The 17,104-nt window shown below is 62.6% G+C and carries 15 protein-coding genes; 7 read left to right on the top strand and 8 right to left on the bottom strand.

The window, feature by feature from the left end; translation table 11 throughout:
* Nucleotides 1-62 precede the first annotated feature (62 nt).
* From purB to H9529_RS15755, 3 genes are all read left to right on the top strand, one after another.
* Nucleotides 63-1,370: an adenylosuccinate lyase gene (gene purB / locus H9529_RS15765; protein WP_092886790.1), complete on the top strand. Its 1,308-nt coding sequence runs from the start codon at nt 63-65 to the stop codon at nt 1,368-1,370.
* Nucleotides 1,371-1,438: 68 nt separating this feature from the next.
* On the top strand, nt 1,439-1,600 hold the full coding sequence (locus H9529_RS15760) for a hypothetical protein (RefSeq protein WP_176846963.1): 162 nt from the start codon (nt 1,439-1,441) through the stop codon (nt 1,598-1,600).
* A gap of 283 nt (nt 1,601-1,883) precedes the next feature.
* Nucleotides 1,884-3,077 (top strand): flagellar motor switch protein FliG, encoded by a 1,194-nt coding sequence (locus H9529_RS15755; protein WP_223814210.1) that lies wholly within the window; start codon nt 1,884-1,886, stop codon nt 3,075-3,077.
* 347 nt (nt 3,078-3,424) lie between these two features.
* Here the strand turns inward: H9529_RS15755 and H9529_RS15750 are convergent, their stop codons facing one another.
* Nucleotides 3,425-4,129, bottom strand: coding sequence for a DUF1223 domain-containing protein (locus H9529_RS15750; RefSeq protein ID WP_092886788.1), 705 nt, complete (start codon nt 4,127-4,129; stop codon nt 3,425-3,427).
* A 358-nt stretch (nt 4,130-4,487) separates the two neighbouring features.
* On the opposite strand from H9529_RS15750, the gene acnA reads away from it, so the two are divergent.
* Complete coding sequence (gene acnA / locus H9529_RS15745) at nt 4,488-7,268, top strand: aconitate hydratase AcnA (RefSeq protein WP_092886786.1); 2,781 nt, start codon at nt 4,488-4,490, stop codon at nt 7,266-7,268.
* Nucleotides 7,269-7,466: 198 nt separating this feature from the next.
* The gene (locus H9529_RS15740; protein ID WP_092886784.1) at nt 7,467-7,868 is read left to right on the top strand and encodes a hypothetical protein; all 402 of its coding nucleotides are present in this window, start codon (nt 7,467-7,469) and stop codon (nt 7,866-7,868) included.
* Between the two features lie 69 nt (nt 7,869-7,937).
* On the opposite strand, the gene H9529_RS15735 is transcribed toward H9529_RS15740, so the two are convergent.
* Nucleotides 7,938-8,762: a TIGR00282 family metallophosphoesterase gene (locus tag H9529_RS15735; RefSeq protein WP_092886782.1), complete on the bottom strand. Its 825-nt coding sequence runs from the start codon at nt 8,760-8,762 to the stop codon at nt 7,938-7,940.
* A 106-nt stretch (nt 8,763-8,868) separates the two neighbouring features.
* Nucleotides 8,869-9,465, bottom strand: a complete 597-nt coding sequence (locus tag H9529_RS15730; RefSeq protein WP_092886780.1) for a 5-formyltetrahydrofolate cyclo-ligase — start codon at nt 9,463-9,465, stop codon at nt 8,869-8,871.
* 171 nt (nt 9,466-9,636) lie between these two features.
* On the opposite strand from H9529_RS15730, the gene guaD reads away from it, so the two are divergent.
* Nucleotides 9,637-10,926 (top strand): guanine deaminase, encoded by a 1,290-nt coding sequence (gene guaD / locus H9529_RS15725; protein ID WP_092886778.1) that lies wholly within the window; start codon nt 9,637-9,639, stop codon nt 10,924-10,926.
* A gap of 188 nt (nt 10,927-11,114) precedes the next feature.
* Here the strand turns inward: guaD and H9529_RS15720 are convergent, their stop codons facing one another.
* Genes H9529_RS15720 through H9529_RS15710 form a run of 3 tightly spaced genes read right to left on the bottom strand, consistent with a single transcriptional unit; the run spans nt 11,115 to nt 14,066 of the window.
* Complete coding sequence (locus H9529_RS15720; RefSeq protein ID WP_092886777.1) at nt 11,115-11,867, bottom strand: maleate cis-trans isomerase family protein; 753 nt, start codon at nt 11,865-11,867, stop codon at nt 11,115-11,117.
* A complete protein-coding gene (locus H9529_RS15715; protein ID WP_092886775.1) occupies nt 11,864-13,030 on the bottom strand; it encodes a M24 family metallopeptidase in 1,167 nt (388 codons plus the stop codon). Before H9529_RS15715 ends, H9529_RS15720 begins: the two co-directional genes overlap by 4 nt.
* On the bottom strand, nt 13,023-14,066 hold the full coding sequence (locus H9529_RS15710) for a pyridoxal-phosphate dependent enzyme (RefSeq protein WP_092886773.1): 1,044 nt from the start codon (nt 14,064-14,066) through the stop codon (nt 13,023-13,025). The genes H9529_RS15715 and H9529_RS15710 overlap by 8 nt, the downstream gene beginning before the upstream one ends.
* 175 nt (nt 14,067-14,241) lie before the next feature.
* Between H9529_RS15710 and H9529_RS15705 the strand changes: the two genes are divergently transcribed.
* Nucleotides 14,242-14,721 carry an Lrp/AsnC family transcriptional regulator gene (locus tag H9529_RS15705; protein WP_092886771.1) on the top strand — a complete coding sequence of 160 codons (480 nt, stop codon included), beginning with the start codon at nt 14,242-14,244 and terminating at the stop codon, nt 14,719-14,721.
* A 376-nt stretch (nt 14,722-15,097) separates the two neighbouring features.
* On the opposite strand, the gene H9529_RS15700 is transcribed toward H9529_RS15705, so the two are convergent.
* Both H9529_RS15700 and H9529_RS15695 read right to left on the bottom strand, forming a co-directional pair.
* Nucleotides 15,098-15,799: a tellurite resistance TerB family protein gene (locus H9529_RS15700; RefSeq protein WP_092886769.1), complete on the bottom strand. Its 702-nt coding sequence runs from the start codon at nt 15,797-15,799 to the stop codon at nt 15,098-15,100.
* A gap of 595 nt (nt 15,800-16,394) precedes the next feature.
* Entirely contained in the window at nt 16,395-16,724 is a 330-nt protein-coding gene (locus tag H9529_RS15695) for an NIPSNAP family protein (protein ID WP_092886767.1), read from the bottom strand.
* Between the last annotated feature and the right edge of the window lie 380 nt (nt 16,725-17,104).

Raw genomic sequence — 17,104 nt, 5'->3', positions numbered from 1 at the left:
TGCAGCCCTGCCGCCCCGGCGCTATGACGACCCCAAATCCCGCCAGATAAAGGTTGTCGCCCATGATCCCCCGCTATTCTCGCCCCGAAATGGTTGCCATCTGGTCGGCCGAAACCAAGTTCCGCATCTGGTATGAGATCGAGGCACATGCCTGCGACGCACAGGCCGCCCTTGGCGTCATCCCGAAGGCCAGCGCCGAAGCCGTCTGGAAGGCCAAGGATGTTACCTTCGATGTCGCCCGGATTGACGAGATCGAGGCCGTGACCAAGCATGATGTCATCGCGTTCCTGACCCACCTGGCCGAACACATCGGCGCGGAAGAGGCGCGGTTCGTACATCAGGGCATGACCAGCTCCGACGTGCTCGACACCACCTTCAACTTGCAACTGGTCCGCGCGACCGACCTGCTTCTGGCCGATATGGACCGCCTGCTGGCCGCGCTGAAGGTCCGCGCGCTGGAACACAAGGACACCGTGTGCATCGGGCGCAGCCACGGCATCCATGCCGAACCCGTCACCATGGGTTTGAAATTCGCCCGCTTCTATGCCGAACTCGACCGCGGCCGCGCACGCTTGGTCGCCGCCCGCGCCGAGATCGCTACCGGCGCGATTTCCGGCGCGGTCGGCACCTTCGCCAACATCGACCCCAGCGTCGAGGAACATGTGTGCGCCCAGCTGGGCCTGACGCCGGAACCCGTCAGCACCCAGGTCATCCCGCGCGACCGGCATGCAATGTATTTCGCCACGCTGGGCGTCATCGGCTCCAGCATCGAGAACATTGCCACCGAGATCCGCCACATGCAGCGCACCGAAGTTCTGGAAGTGGAAGAGTTCTTTTCGAAGGGCCAGAAGGGCTCGTCCGCCATGCCGCACAAGCGCAACCCGGTGCTGACCGAGAATCTGACCGGGCTGGCGCGGCTTGTGCGCATGGCCGTCGTTCCCGCTATGGAGAATGTCACCCTCTGGCACGAACGCGACATCTCGCACAGTTCGGTCGAACGCAACATCGGCCCCGACACCACCATCACGCTGGATTTCGCGCTGGCCCGCCTGACCAATGTGATCGAAAAACTGGTGATCTACCCCGACAATATGCTGGCGAACATGAACAAGTTCCGCGGCCTGATCCATTCGCAACGGGTCTTGCTGGCCCTGACGCAAAAGGGTGTATCGCGAGAGAACGCCTATACCCTGGTGCAGCGCAATGCGATGAAGGTCTGGGAACAGGGCCTCGATTTTCAAACCGAACTGCTGGGCGACCCCGAAGTGCGCGCGGCCCTGTCCGAAGCAGAGATCGCTGAAAAATTCGACCTTGGCTATCACACGAAGCATGTTGATACGATTTTTGCGCGGGTTTTCGGCCCCGCGTGAACAAAAATTGCTGAAAATGCCGGTTTTCATGTTACTTTCGTCCCCACGCAATCACAGGAGGACCGCCAATGACGTTGAAAACCACACTGGCCGCGCTGGCCTTCACCTTGCTGCCAGGCATCGCCACAGCGGCATGCTGGGGGGCAAAACAGGAAACCGCCTCAACCTGTAGCGAAAGCCAGACATGGGATGCCGCCAGCCAAAGCTGCATCGCGCCCGTCAGCAGTTGAACCACGCACCAGCATTGCGTGCATTGGCACTCTGAACAACACCGTCAAAGCCGCGCCCCCGTGCGCGGCTTTGACATTTTTGTCGGCCCCGGCTGCACAGGAGGCGATCGCGTCGCTGCAACGCCCCAACATCCCACCACGTTTGACAATGCGCGGCGCCGGGCCGCAGGCAATTGGTCGCCGCGCCGGGAATTTTCCACCACTCGCCAGCGATCGGTAAAGCCCTGTTAACCCGTTGATGGGATGGTCACCCAAGGTATGAACGCGGCATGGGGCACACAGAATGGCAACGATGGCGGACGGGGTTGGCGAAATGGGGATGCTTCTGTCCCCTGCGGGGAACAACGGGGGCATGCTGACCGCCGGGCGGTCGCAGGAACTGGCCTTGCCCTCGCATGGCCACACCATGCACCGCAGCAGCGCACAGCAGGATTACGGCCCGGCTGCGCGCGGGGCGCAACTGTCGGCAGGCACGCTGACCGGTCGGCAGAAAGCCGCGATCATTGTACGGCTCTTGATCTCCGAGGGGGCGCAACTGCCCCTGACCGATTTGCCAGAAGATCTTCAGTCAGCTCTGACCCAGCAGATGGGCCAGATGCGGCTGGTGGACCGCAATACACTGTCCTCGGTCGTGGATGAATTCTTGGAAACCCTAGATCAGGTCGGGCTGTCGTTTCCCGACGGCATCGACGGTGCCCTGTCGATGCTCGACGGGCATATAAGCGCCTCGGCCGCCAACCGGCTGCGGCGCATGTCGTGGAACTCCGCCTCGTTCGATCCATGGGAACAGATCGCCAATACGGATTTGGCCGACCTGACGCCGCTGGTCGAAGCAGAAAGTACCGAAATAGGCAGCGTGATCGTATCGAAACTTCAGGTGGCCAAGGCTGCTGCGCTGCTGGGCAGCCTGCCCGGCGACAAGGCGCGGCGGCTTGCCTGCGCCATGTCGTCAACCGCCGAAACCAGCCCCGACGTGGTTCGCCGCATCGGCATTTCGTTATTGCAGCAGCTCGGCATGCGCCCGGTCAGTGCCTTCGACAAGCCCGCAACCGCTCGGATGGGCGCCATTCTGAACGCTTCTGCGGCCGAACTGCGTGATAGCCTGCTGAAAACACTTGAGGAAACCGATGCAGCCTTTGCGCAGGGCGTGCGACGCGCAATCTTCACCTTTGCCGACATCCCCTCGCGGCTGCTGGCGCGCGAGGTTCCCCGCGTCATCCGCGATGTAGAACAGGGCGTCGCCATCCGCGCGTTCAAATACGCATTTGCCAACCCTTCGACCCCGCTCGAAACATCTGCAGAATTCCTGCTGGCGAACATGCCGCAGCGCATGGCAGGCACGATCCGAGAAGAGATCGAGACGCTGGCCATGGTCCGCGCCAAGGATGGGGAAGCCGCCATGTCCGAAATCGTGGACACGATCCGTGGGCTTGCCGATGCTGGACAGATCGCGCTGATTTCGCAGGAAGAGGAGTGAACATTCCCGCCAAGGTTGGCACCTCCCCTAATGTTCGGCGGTCTTTGCGCCGTCCGGTCGAGGCAGAGGACGTTGACCACAAACCAGAAGCGAGACGTGGGCAGGGCCGATCACCAGTTTGCGACCAAAAGCATGGCCCAAATGGGACCACACACCATTCTGCGGAAGAAAATACGCGGGTCAGCGGTGCGCCTAGACTTAGGCGCCGAGGCACGCGCCCGCAGGGAGCCGCGCAATATCCGAAGCGCGCCCTTGCTTTTGCATATTTCCAGCCGTCTGCGACGTGTGGCTCTGCTGCGCCTTGCCCGCGCGCCGGTCCGACCCGATCCGGTCCGACCCGTGAGGCATCATTCAGGCCGTGCCGCAGCCAGAACCGCGCCGAACTCACGTTCTTGCACAACCACGGCGGTCAGGTCATCCCCTTCGGCGCGAAACGCCATTTCTACCGCAACCTGTCCGTCCCATTCACCGACCGAGGTCCATTGCGTCACGACATTATGATAGGTCGCGGTACGTCCGGCATTCTCGCCAGCCTCGATCTCGACAGTGCGCTGCGGTGCGTACCGCACCAGATCAACCACCGCGCCACGGGTCAGGGGCGGGTCTGCTTCCAGCCGCAGATAGAGCATGCCATTCTCGCCCCGTCGCAGCGAAATGCTGACCCGGCGATCGGCATCGCGATGCTGCTGGATCAACTGGGCGACGCGCATCGACCGGAACCCTTCGACCTGATCGATGCCGTTGACGACCATTTGCGGCGTGTATACCGATTTGTGGTGCCAAGTCCGCGCGTAGCTCTTCTGCCGCTCGCCAAACGCAGGCACAGCAAAACTGTCTTCCCAACCGATATAATCCCAGTAATCGACGTGAAGCGCCAAGGCGATCACATCGTCGCGCCCCGCCAGCTCGGCCATCACCTCATCGGCTGGCGGACAGGAAGAGCATCCCTGCGACGTATAGAGTTCGACAAGCACAGGCTGCTGCTGCGCGGCGGCGGCAGTCGCCAAAACCGCTGCCCCAGCAGCTGCAAGCCCAAAAATCATGCGACGCATTCGCGATATCCCTTTGCCGACCTTTGGCCTGTCTTAGTCAAGCCGACGGGGGCTGACCAATCAAGGTTTTGAGAGGGTAGACACAGCGTTGTGAGCCGCTGACACAAACCCGCTGGGGCCCCTCAGGGCAAACCGCCGGATGCACCCGTCAAGGGTTCCACCCAACCGCCGTGAACAAAAAACACTGGAAGCCTATGACAACCATCCGCTGCGCGCAATGATACCCTTTTTGCACGCGCTCTGCGCTTTGTGCACAATGGTATACAGAATTCTGCACCATTCCCCTTGATAGAATCTGCCCGATCGGGCAAGAGCATCTCAGCAAAACCCCTGACATATCCCAAAGGGAGGCCAGACTGTGACCATCATCACTGGACAAGATACTGCCGGCACACGCAAAACGCTGAGCGTCGAGGGCAAAACCATTGACTATTACTCGATCCCGGCTGCCGAAGCAGCCGGATTGGGGACGTTCAGCCAGCTGCCCGCCTGCCTGAAGGTGGTGCTGGAGAACATGCTGCGGTTCGAGGATGGCAAGACGGTCACCACCGACGACATCCGCGCCTTTGGCGAATGGGCCAAACAAGGTGGCCGCAACCCGCGCGAAATCGCCTACCGTCCCGCGCGCGTGCTGATGCAAGATTTCACCGGCGTTCCCGCCGTCGTCGATCTGGCCGCGATGCGCGACGGGATCGTGGCCCTCGGCGGCGATCCGAAGAAGATCAATCCATTGAACCCTGTCGATCTGGTCATCGACCACAGCGTGATGATCGACGAATTCGGCAACCCTCGGGCGTTTCAGATGAACGTCGACCGCGAATATGAGCGGAACATGGAACGCTACACCTTCCTGAAATGGGGTCAGAAGGCGTTCAACAACTTCCGCGTGGTCCCACCCGGCACCGGCATCTGCCACCAGGTAAACCTTGAATATCTGGCGCAGACCGTCTGGACCGATACTGACCAGAACGGCAAAGAAGTCGCCTATCCCGACACTTTGGTCGGCACCGACAGCCACACCACCATGGTGAACGGTGCGGCGGTGCTGGGCTGGGGCGTCGGCGGGATCGAGGCCGAGGCCGCGATGCTGGGCCAGCCGATCTCCATGCTTATCCCCGAAGTTGTGGGCTTCAAGCTGACAGGCGCGATGCGCGAAGGCACCACCGCAACCGATCTGGTGCTGAAAGTCGTGCAAATGTTGCGCGCCAAGGGTGTCGTGGGCAAATTCGTCGAATTCTACGGCGACGGACTGGACAATGTGCCGCTCGCCGATCGCGCAACCATCGGCAACATGGCCCCCGAATATGGCGCGACCTGCGGCTTCTTCCTGATCGACGACGAAACCCTGCGCTATCTGGAACAGACGGGCCGCGACAAGGATCGCGTGGCGCTGGTGGGTGCCTATGCCAAGGCAAACGGCATGTGGCGCGACCCCGGCTACAGCCCGGTCTATACCGACACGCTGGAACTGGATATGGGCACTGTGGTCCCCGCGATCTCGGGGCCCAAACGCCCGCAGGATTTCGTGGCGCTGGATGCCGCCGCCAAGACCTTCAATGCCTATGTCAAAGGTCAGCGCGACGGCAACGACGCCAGCCAAAAGGCCGAAGTCCGCTGGGAGGGTGAGGGCGGCCAGCCAGAGCCTGCGACGATCCCGGGCGACGAAGGTCACCACAACCGTGGCTATGTCAAGACCGCCGACGGGTCTTACCAGTTGCATGACGGATCGATCGTTATCGCGTCGATCACATCATGCACCAACACCTCCAACCCCTATGTCATGATCGGCGCGGGACTGGTGGCGCGCAAGGCGCGCGCACTGGGGCTGACGCGCAAGCCATGGGTGAAAACCTCGTTGGCACCTGGGTCACAGGTGGTCAGCGCCTATCTGGAAGCGGCTGACCTTCAGGAAGATCTGGACGCCATCGGCTTCAACCTGGTGGGCTATGGCTGCACCACCTGTATCGGGAACTCTGGCCCGCTGGCCACCGAGATTTCCGAGGCGATCAACAAATACGACCTGATCGGCGTGTCGGTCCTGTCAGGCAACCGCAACTTCGAAGGCCGGATCAGCCCCGACGTGCGCGCGAACTATCTGGCCTCGCCGCCGCTGGTGGTGGCCTACGCGCTGGTCGGCGACATGAATGTCGATATCGTGACCGAGCCTTTGGGCCAGGATCAGAACGGCAACAACGTGTACCTGAAAGACATCTGGCCGACCCAGAAGGAAATCGCCGATCTGGTCGAGGCCACCGTGACGCGCGAGGCCTTCCTGTCGAAATACGCCGATGTGTTCAAGGGCGACGACAAATGGCAGGGCGTCGAGACCACTGACAGCCTGACCTATGACTGGCCCGTATCCTCGACCTATGTGCAAAACCCGCCCTATTTCCGCGACATGTCGCCCGAAGCCGGGACGATTTCGAATGTCAAAGACGCGCGGGTCCTGGCCGTTCTGGCCGACATGGTCACCACCGACCACATCAGCCCGGCGGGCAGCTTCAAGGAAACCACCCCGGCGGGCAAGTATCTGATCGACCGCCAGGTGCCGGTGCGCGAGTTCAACAGCTATGGCTCGCGCCGCGGCAACCACGAAGTGATGATGCGCGGCACATTCGCCAACATCCGCATCCGCAACGAGATGCTGGATGGCGTCGAGGGTGGCTATACCACCGGCCCCGATGGCAGCCAGATGGCGATTTTCGATGCTGCCATGGCGCATCACGCCAAGGGCACGCCATTGGTAATCTTTGCGGGCAAGGAATACGGCGCGGGCTCTTCGCGCGACTGGGCGGCAAAGGGCACGGCACTTCTGGGCGTCAAGGCGGTCATCGCGGAATCGTTCGAGCGTATTCACCGCTCCAACCTTGTCGGCATGGGCGTCATCCCGTTCGAATTCACGAATGGCGACACCCGTGCCTCGTTGGGCCTTACGGGGGACGAAACCGTCAGCATCACCGGGCTGGAGGGTGATCTGAAACCGCTGTCCGAAGTCCCGTGCGAGATCACTTTTGCCGACGGCACCGTAAAGAACATCGCCTTGAAGTGCCGCATCGATACCGCGGTCGAAAAGGAATATGTCGAGAACGGTGGCGTGCTGCACTACGTCCTGCGCAACCTGGCGAAATCGGCAGCCTGAGACATCAAAACCGCAACGCAGCCGCCCCTGTCAGCATTTGGCCGGGGCGCTGCTGCTCTACCCTGCAAGAATTGCTGTAGCGACGTTTGAACCAGTGCCCCAATGGGGAGCCTTGACACTGCTCCTTGACACTGGGCCGATGGCGTACACTTCAACCAGGAGTTCATCGCGACACCTGCATTCAGACGGCGGCACATCATGATCCAACGCGTCATCGCCCTGGCCCTGCTGGCCGCCATTCTGGGCTTCATCGTCCTGCTGGCCAGCGTGACATTCTTTGTGCGCGACCCGCTGCCCATCCTCGGCCCACGCGCCCCGGTGCAATTCGCCACGCAAGAGATCGAACCTGCAATGGGGGTGCAATTGGCGCTAGACGGCAGCTATCTGATCGAAGTTCAGGTGCAGCACCCGGGCCATGATACCGCCCCGCAGATCAGCCTGCGTCCGACCGGCGGGGCACCGATCTTGCTGGAGATACAGACCACGGGGCCGCAGAGCATCATCAGCGCCGCGCAATTGACACGCCCCGGCCGTTGGGAACTGGTCCTGCGCGACGCCACCGGTGAACCGGACGAGGTGCGGGCCTTCATTGTGCAGTAAAAAAAACCGGCACCGTCAAAACGCCGCCTGCCAGAGGTGCCGCGTCGCGCACTCACCGAGCCGGCAAGGCTACAGCGGCGCAGGCCCCGCCGGCGCCAGCCGCCCACCGTGGCGCACCATCTCGACCCGAAGCGCGTTGCCGGTGCGGTCATCCGTCTCGACATAGAGTCCCGATACCGTGGCAGCGCCCATCGCAGGCTCGAACCTTCCTTTCGACAGGCCGGTGATGAAGCGGCGCAGCGGCTCATCCTTGGCCATGCCGATCACGCTGTCATAATCGCCGCACATGCCCGCGTCAGACTGGTAGGCGGTGCCTGCGGGCAGGATCTGCGCATCGGCGGTCGGCACATGGGTATGGGTGCCAACGACAATGCTGGCGCGCCCGTCGCACCAATGGCCCATCGCCATTTTCTCGGACGTTGCCTCGCAATGCACATCCACCAACACCGCCTGGACCTGTCCGCCGCGCGGATGACTGCGCAACACCGGGTCGATGGCCGAGAACGGGTCGTCAAACGGGCGCTTCATGAAGACCTGACCCAGCACCTGCGCCACGACGATCTTACGCCCACCCGGCGCATCGAACACCCGAAATCCCCGCCCAGGGGCGGCGGTCTTGGCAAAATTCAACGGGCGGATGATGCGGGGGTCGGCCTCGGCAAAGGCCAGCATGGATTTCTGATCGAACGCATGATCGCCCAGCGTGATGCAATCGGCCCCGGCATCCAGCAGGCCCTTGGCGTGTTCCGCCGACAAACCCATGCCAGAGGTCGCATTTTCGCCGTTCACCACGACGAAATCCAGCCGCCATGCGGCACGCATCTTTGGCAGCACATCGGCCACGGCTGCGCGGCCCGAACGCCCCATTACATCGCCAAGGAATAGAATTTTCATGCCAATGGATCTACGACGAAGCTGCGATGCGGGCAATGGCAAAGGTGGCACCGGGATGCAACATTTGTGGCCCCTCTGCCCGCGTGCCCGGCCCGCGCGCGCTGCCTCAGGTGAACCAGCGCAGCCCGTCCTCGGTCGCGATCGCATCCAGCGGTTGGTCGGTCGCTTCCACCGGAACTTCGGCGCGCGCCTGCGCAGCAAAAGCCAGCCCGATCGCCAGCACCGCGCCATCTGCGCGCAGCCCTCCCAGCGTCCGGTCATAAAACCCACCGCCATAGCCCAACCGGTAGCCCTGCGCGTCAAAGGCCAGCAGCGGAACGATCAGCACCCGGGGGCGCAGCCAGTCACCCGCCGCAGGGACCGTCGCCCCGAAGGCCCCGGCAACCATCGCCGCGTCATGCGTCCAGCGGCGGAACGCCAGCGGCTGCCCCTTTCCCTGCACCACAGGCACACAGACCGGACCGCGATGCGCCGCCATGGCTGGCAACGGATCAACCTCGGACCGCATGGGCATATAGCCCGACAAGACGGCCTGCGTCAGCCCGGCGGCGCGCACGGCCTCCGTCACCGCATGACACGCCGCCGCCACCCGTGCGCCCCGGTCCGGGGCCTCAAAGGCGGCCTGCCGCGCCGCCGCAGCCTGGCGACGCACCTCGGCCTTTTGGGTTATAGGGTTGCGCGTCGGCTTGTCGCTATCGGTCATATTCTGCCCCGGGTTCTGACGATGATCCCGACCCTACTGCCCGAAAGCACGGCGCGCAAACCGCCGTTGCCGTGCAATTCGGCCACGAAGCTTTGGAAACCGCTTTTCCCGCGCACCCGCCCCGCCTAGTCTGGCGTCTGGCCGCTTCGCGCCCAAAAGGAAGGACCCTGCATGACCGATCTGTTGCTTGGCCAGACGCTGGCCTATCGCCAAAACCCGCTGATAGAGGGCGCGAATGCCGCTGTCGTCGACACAGCGGGCGGCGTGGTGATCGAGGGGGGGCGTATTGTCGCCACCGGCCCCGCCGCTGACTTGCGCGCGGCCTACCCGCAGGCAACCGTGCATGACTACGGCCAACATCTGATCACAGCGGGCTTTGTCGATGCGCATGTGCATTATCCCCAGACCGCGATGATCGCCAGTTGGGGCAAGCAGCTGATCGACTGGCTCAACACCTATACCTTTCCCGAAGAGACGCGGTTTGCCGATCCCGCCTATGCCGACTCCATCGCCGCGCGGTATTTCGACCTGGCGCTGGCGCATGGCACGACCACGGCCTGTTCCTTCGCCACGATCCATCCGCACAGCGTCGATGCGTTCTTCAGGCAGGCGCAGGCGCGCGGCCTGCGCGCCCTGACCGGCAAGACCTGCATGGATCGCAACGCACCCGACGGGCTGCGCGACACGGCACAATCGGCCTATGATGATAGCAAAGCACTTTTGTCCCGCTGGCATGGGGTGGACCGGCTGGAATATGTGCTGACGCCGCGCTTCGCACCGACCTCAACGCCAGACCAGTTGCGCGCCATGGGGACGCTGTGGGCCGAACACCCCGATTGCCTGATGCAGACCCATCTGAGCGAGCAACTGCCCGAGATCGACTGGGTCGCCGCGCTCTTCCCCGATGCGCGCGATTATCTGGACATCTACGAGGCCTATGGCCTCTTGGGCGCGCGCGGCCTTTATGGCCACGCGATCCACCTGACCCCGCGCGAGATCGACCGGCTGGCCGAGGTGGGCGCGGCTGTTGTGCATTGCCCCACCTCCAACACCTTCATCGGCTCGGGCCTGTTCGACATGGGCGGACTGATGGGGCGGGCGGGCCTGCGCATCGGACTGGCCACCGACACCGGCGGCGGATCGTCGTTTTCCATGCTGCGCACCATGGCGGCGGCCTATGAAATCGCGCAACTGCGTGGCCTGGCACTACACCCGTCACAGCTTTACTGGCTGGCCACACAAGGGTCGGCCCGCGCCCTGCATCTGGACCACAAGATCGGCAACCTTGCACCGGGGATGGAGGCGGATGTGGTCGTCCTCGACCTCGCATCCACCCCCGCCATCGCCCAGCGCCACGCCCAGGCGTCCGACCTGTGGGAGGCGCTGTTTCCCACCCTCATGATGGGCGATGACCGTGCGGTGCACGCCGTCTGGGTCAACGGCAACCGTCTGACGCGTTGAAATGCGCACACATCGACAAACCAGCGCACCCATTGGTTCGGAACCGGCGCACCCCTGTTGCGCACACTTCCTTCATGCCGCCTTTCGGCATCAAGCCAGGAGGGTAGGAAACATGGGCGCAAGGTCCTGCCAGCAGGCGGGCATTCAGCCTGCGCATTGAGCCGAACCACATCCAGGCCAGCGATCGACTACGTGCCCTTCACGATCTTGAACAAGCGCCCCGGCGCATCTGCCGCCACAGGCGCTGCCGTTTCGTAGGCCATGTGCCACGCCAGAACCTGATTGCTGCTAAGAACCGGCAGACCCAGTTCCGTTTCGAGCTCATCAATAATATCAAGGGTCCGAAGGTTGGTGCACGACAAGAACACAGCATCGGCGCCCTTTGACGCCGCACGTGCCGCCGCCTTGATCGATTCTGGGGCGATCCGTGCCACGCGTGCCTCAATCTCTTCACCAAAGGTCAAAGTCTGGCCCAGCGTAAGGCCCGCTGTGGCAAATGCATCGCGCACCGGCCCGGTAATGCTGTCGACATAGGGGGCAACAAGGCCCAGCCTTTGCACACCCAGCGCTTGCAGGGCTGCCAAAGCTGCGCTTACGGGGTCCGTGACCATGGGCGTCTCGACCCCTTTCCGCACCATGCGCGCGACCGCCTCAGCCCCGATCAGCGTTGTGCCCGACGTGCAGCCATAGCCGACAGCATCAAAGCGCGCGGCACGTGGCAAAAGGCGGGTAACCCGCGGCAGTTCGGCCTCCATTGCGGCAATCGTTTCGGCTGAAAGTTCATCGCCGGATGGGATCCGGGTGATGTAGATCGCAATATCGCGGTCCGGGAACAGCCTGCGGAAATCTTGCTCCAGCGTTTCATCGGCTTGCAAGACCACCAAGCCCAGCGTCGCCTTCGACCCGATCGGGCCTATCAGATCAAAGCCGATCTTTTTCATTGCATGATCTCCGGCAACTCGACGGGGGCGCGGCGTGACAACAGTTCAGGTCCGTCGGACCGCAGAACGATGTTTTCTTCATGCACCAAGATGCGCCCAGCCGCGATTTCCACCCCCGGCTCCAACGTCAGTACCATGCCCGCGCGGAGCTCGGTCGTATCGAGCGGCGTAAAGGACGGCCATTCCGTCAGATTCAGCCCCAGCCCGTGTCCCAGCCGGCCAGCGCCCGCAACCGCACCTTGGCGCTGCAAGGCGTCGGACATGATCCGATGCGCATCCCTTGCCAACATTCCGGGGCGCAGTTCGGCCAAAGCCACATCTGTTGCAGCGTACAGGGCCGCATGGGCGCGGCGAACCTCATCTGCGGCGCGCCCGATGGCAAAGTTACGATCAAAGTCGCAGAAATAGCCGTCACGCACCGCACCTGTATCCAGCATCAGAACGTCGCCCGCCCGCAAGGGGCGGCTATCGGCAGGCGAGATCACATCGCCATAACCGCCCGGTCCGGCGCCGCCTGCAACATAGCTGACCCAATCGGCCCCCTCTTGCAGCAAAGCCACCTGAAAATCGCGAAACACCTGCGACAGTGGCACGCCGGGCCGCACGAACTCTGGGACACGCGCAAAGGCTGCATCCGCCACCGCGCAGCTCGCACGGATCTTGGCGATTTCGGCCTCGGACTTGATCTCCCGCACGCGGCAGATCGCGCGCGTTCCGTCGACAATCTGGCGCGGGGCGATGCGGCCTTGCAGGCGCAGAAAATCAGCAATCGGCATGCGCAAGTGGCTTTCCAGCCCCATCGGAATGCCAATTCTGCCGGACGTTGGCACCAGATCTGTCAGCGTGTCGGCCAAAAGGCTTACCCCGTCGTCGACAGGATCGGGCGCGTCCCACGTTCGGATATCCGTAATCCAGCAGCGTCCCATCAGCGCGGCCCCGATCGTGGGAATTACGGCAATCGGATCACCCGCCGCGGGCACGACGACAAACCACGGCCGCGCCGGGCTTTCCCAAAACCGGGTCAGAAACCCGGTCGTGTAGAAGACATCGGCGGGCGTGGTCAAAAGCGCCGCGTCCAACCCGTCCCGCGCCATCTCGGACTGTAGCGCCTTGATGCGGCGGCGAAACTCTACCGTCGGAAAGATCGGCGCGTTTTCAGACATCTTCCGGCCCTTCACTCAGGATGCACAGCACATGTGCGTCTGGTCCAACCCCCTTCAGCCCTGCAAGCAGGGCCGCAACTCCCGCCGCGCCCGATGGCGTCGAGGGTAAGCCGCACGCGGCCACGGCCGCAGCACCCGCTGCCGCGTCAGCCTCGGTCAGTGTAACAAACCAATCGGCATCGCGCGCCAGATCTGCCAGCGCCAGCATGGAGGGTGTCTTGCAATCGAGGCGCCCCATGGCCGAGGCGGGCCCTTCGGTTACAACCACCCTGCCCGCGCGAATGCTCTCAATCAGCGCGGGCGCGGCTTCGGGTTCGATCACGATCATCTGCACCGCGTCGCCCCAGGCAAGCCGCAATTCTGCGGCCATCGCCGCCGCAAGCCCCCCTACACCCGCCTGCAACAGCACATGGGTCGGCGCGCCTGACAAATGTGCAGCAATCTCGGTGGCGATCTGTCGATAGCCCTCCATCACCCTGAAGGGCAGATCGACATATCCGGGCCACGAACCATCCGACAGCAGAACCCAGCCATTGGCCTCGGCCGCGGCGCCTGCCGCCGCCATGCTCGCTTCATAATCCGCGCCGCCCCGCACCACCTGCGCGCCCATGGTCTGTAGTCGCCGCGCAAAACCCTCTGGCACCGTATCCGCCAGATAAATCACCGCGCGCGCGCCAAATACCCGCGCGCCTGCTGCCACTGACAGGCCGTGATTACCTGCACTTGCGGTAACATATGTGCGGCCAAGCAAGGCGCCTTGCAAATCACCGCCCTTGGCTGCAGCCGCGCGCGCAATCGCATAAGCCGCGCCAAGTGCCTTGAAACTGCCGAGCCCCATCCGCGCGCGTTCATCCTTGATCGTCAGCCGGGCAACACCTGCCTGCGCCGCAAGCCCGGGGCAATCCAACAAAGGTGTGGACGCGTGCACCGGGCACTGCGCCAGCAATGCTGATACGGCCCGCGCATCTGCGCCCGGCGTGGGCTGAAGATCCGGCAAGCCTTTGCCGCGAAATCGGTTTGCCAATGCTGTGTTCACACGCGTCCCCTTCTTGTCACTGGCCTCAAGATAGCCGCAGCGACAGTCAGACTTCCCGGATTAATCGGCCCCGCTTGCGCCGGTTTTCGGATAAAAATGACAGTTATTCGCGGAAATACGGACCAAAGGCGTCCCAGATGCTGGCGGCGCACCGGATTTCGGGCCACACTGACTCATGGATAAGTTCGACGCCGCCATTCTTGATGCCATTCAGACCAACAACCGCCTGACCGCCGAGGCGCTGTCAAACCTTGTGTTTCTATCGCCCGACAGTTGCCGCAAGCGCCTCGCCCGGTTGCGGGCCGAAGGCTACATCGACGCCGATATCGCAGTGCTGAATCTTCGCAAGCTGGGCCGCGGACTGCTGGTGATTGTCGAGGTCGCGCTGACGTCCGAGCGTCCCGCTGATCTGGACCGATTTCGCGAAAAGATGAAAGCCGCCCCAGAGGTGATGCAATGCTATTACATCACGGGCGACAGCGATTTTCTGCTGATCCTGTCCGCAAGCGACATGGCGGACTACGAAGCCTTCACGCGCCGACACTTCTTTGCCGAAGAAAACATCATGAAATTTCGCACCAGTGTCGTGATGGATAGCGTCAAGACGGGGTTCAAGATACCGCTGCCCATGATCGAGACGCGACCAGAGAGATAGCACCGAAATGCACCTTGCCTTGGCTCAGGTCAGTTGAGTTTGATCCCTGCGCCACCCAAGTTTTACGCGACGTTCAAGATCTGAAAGTCCTCAGCGGGACTTTGCCGCGAACTCGCACCGGGCTTCTGCCGTTCGCGTCAAATGAATACAAAGCAATTTCATATTCTGATCAGTGCGAACCATCTCGCCGCCAGCCCGAAAAATGGCCCTATGTGTGCGGCACGCCGCCGCGCACTCACGACCGGTGGGGCGTTGGCCGATCAACGCCGCCGCCTTTCTGTACGCCACTGGACGCAAAACCGATACGCCCAACGCCGGTGGGCCACGTCCGGACATCAATAGTGTGGGGAACTGGGTGAATACCGGACGCTGGCGCTTAGCCCTGTAATTCGGCGCTGACAGCGGCCTCAAGATGGTCCGCAAGTGCCGCATCCAGACCAAGCGCGCCTTGCAGCCGGGTCAAAAACTGCCGCTCCTGAGGGGTGTCGGGGTCCATCGCCAGCAGCGCCGCCGCGTAAAGCTCTGCCGCAACTTCAGGTGAGCTGGAATAGGCGGACACGCGGCCAACGTCTTGTGGGGCGCCCAACTCATCCATCACGAAGGCCTTGGCCTCGGCATCCAGTTCCAGCGACTCGATCTGCTGGAAGATCCGTGCATGTTCGCTTGCGTCGATATGCCCATCGGCCTTCGCGCCCTGGATCATCGCGACCAGAACACCGCGCGCCAGCATATCCTGCCCGAGAGGGGTCTGTTCGGGGGCAAAACCGCTTTCAGCGGGGGGCAGTTGCAGAGGCGCGCTTGCCGCGCCACGAGACCGCTGCCACGCTGTATAGCCAATTGCCGCAACGGCTGCGAGACCGCCGAGTTTCAGCGCGGTTCCCGCAGATTTGGTCGCAAATTTGCGGGCGCGCTTGTTGCCCGCCAGCATACCCAACACGCCGCCCGCAAGCGCGCCTGTCATGAGCTGCCCCGCGCCGCCCGACGCTTTGCCTTGCCCTGCACTGCCCGCGCCATTCGCGCGTCCGTCGGATGACAAAGCACCCATGACCTGATCCACAAGCTGGCGCGCATCGAACATAGAACTCTCCTGCAATTTTATTTTCTTGTCAGGAAGTGGGTAGAGTTATGCTGCGTTCAAGATGCATTTGACGCAAACACAGCTATTTCATCCCGACAAACCCCGCTGCGAACGACAAAAACAGTTCGGGTTCTTGCGATGCGCTGCGCCAGTTCTGAAGCGTTTCGGTTTTTGTTTGAGACATATCAAGCAGCCCGAAAGCAGTTCCCACATGCGTGCATCTAGATACATCTGGAAAATGTCGGCGGCGGTTGCAAAGACGTCTGTCAAGTTTCGGGCGTCGATCCGGCCCCGGCACCTTGTGGATAAAAGTCGCGAAGGCCGCTGCGTGCGTCGCGTGCTTGACAACCCATGGGACGATCAGAGGTATCCAAAGGCGGCGCCACAGCCCTGCCCGATGGTCCATCACGTTCGGTCGCCCCCAACGCGTGTATCGTCGCCCGCACCACGGCGCCCAACCTTGCCTACCTCTGCCCCACATCCGGGGGGATCTGCGTCTCCCACTGCCCTGCAAGAACCCGCGTCATATCCGGTACACGCGGCATGGTTGGGCAGGCGCAGGGCGCGGTCCTTTGGGTCTTGTCCGACGTGTCGCCTATCGTATGGTGGAAAAGGCGGTTGGGGCGAGGAAGCTGGACGCGATATTGGCCACGACTTCTCCATGCGTCTGCTGGTGTGCCGCGCGCGCGGCGACCCATTCGGGATCGCTGGCGAAGGTGTTCCAAAGCCGCTCGCGTTCCTCAAGGGACTCCCATGCCAGAAAGTAGGTCAGGTCTTGGTTCGAGGGGCCGACCAGGGTGGTGAAAAAGCCCGCCGGTCGCAGTCCGATCCGCTCCCATATCCGCAGCGTCGTGGTCTCGAACCGCTGCAACAGTGCGGGCATACCGCCCGGGACGCAGGAATAGACGCGCATCTCATAGATCATGGTTTGTCCTTTGGGTGGGTCAGGCCAGGGGATAGGCGGTTTTGAGCGTCGCGAAAACTTCGGCAGCATGGTGACTTTGCTCCCGGGCCCTTTCTCTTGACACTGTGCGTCGTCGACAGGGCAGGTGGAAATCAACGCAGACGCCTGGCAAGTTGACCATAACCATACTGGCATTGGCGTTGCTGATCGCGATGTCTCTCTCGCCCTGCGCAAGCTGGGTTTCATCAACGACGGGGCCGGTCTGCGTGCCAGGGGCGTCGTCAACGCGCAATGCTATTATCCGCCCCGTCATTTGTTCAGGCAATGCGCCTTGGACGGCTACGCCTGCACCAAGGCATGGGCTTGGCCTTCGACCAACCCGCGTGCCCCGCGCGGAGTAG

Origin of the sequence: Roseicitreum antarcticum (assembly GCF_014681765.1) — a bacterium.
GTDB lineage: Bacteria > Pseudomonadota > Alphaproteobacteria > Rhodobacterales > Rhodobacteraceae > Roseicitreum > Roseicitreum antarcticum.
Note: the sequence above shows the minus strand (reverse complement) of the source record. Positions and strands in the feature narration are given on the sequence as shown.